General features: G+C 65.8%; 1 protein-coding gene. It reads left to right on the forward strand.

Features of this window, described 5'->3' with window-relative positions; genetic code table 11:
- Nucleotides 1-381 precede the first annotated feature (381 nt).
- Nucleotides 382-786, forward strand: a 405-nt coding sequence (locus DMB66_RS63340) for a hypothetical protein (RefSeq protein WP_199753321.1), incomplete at its 3' end; no start/stop codon positions are given.

Genomic DNA, 786 nt, shown 5'->3' on the forward strand with positions numbered 1-786 from the left:
CTGGTTGCCGAGGATCTGGTGCTCCTGCAGCGGGGGACCTGACTCGCGTCCGGTGGGCCTCGTCGATCCGCCGCCGCGTCCGGCGCAGTCCGGCAAAGTCGCGCTGTTCGTGCACCTGGAGGCGGGCGATTGCCGTCATTTGCTCCCCGATCAAGAGGCGTTGTCCAGGTCAGCGTCGACCTGCTCGGCCAAGCGCAGGCCGATTGAGCAGGGCGACGAAACCACGCACCGAGGCGGTCGTTCGAAGGTGAAAGAAGTGTGGGCACGCCGACGACGTACGGCGACGGTTCATGGCCATAAGGAGTCTTGTCGAGGGCTTGGCCGTCACGTAAGAACGGTCCTTGTGACTGTTCCGGGCGGGTCCATCGCAGAGCGTGATTCGTGATCGAGACGACGGAGGCGGCATCACTTGAGGAGGCCGTTCGATCGGCCGTCGAACAGGGGTACGCGGAACTGGCGAGCCTGGCTGACGTCACGGACGGGCTGGTCGACGTATTCGTGCGAGAACAGCGTGACGTGCCGTCCTCGTCCGGTTCGATCGCCCGGTTGGACGGCTTCACGCGTGGCTTTCCGGGGGAGCTGCGAGGTCATCTCGATCGCGAGCATGAGTCGCTCGGGACGTTCAACATCGCGTTCTTCGGGCGCACCGGCGTCGGGAAGAGCACCTTGTTGTCGGTGTTTGGCCGGCTCGACGGGGAGTACGTCTCGCCGGGCGACAGCGACTGGACCACCGAGGTGCACCCGATCGAGTGGCGCGACTGCCGGCTGTACGACACGCCCGGGATC

The sequence above is a fragment of the Actinoplanes sp. ATCC 53533 genome (assembly GCF_003947245.1).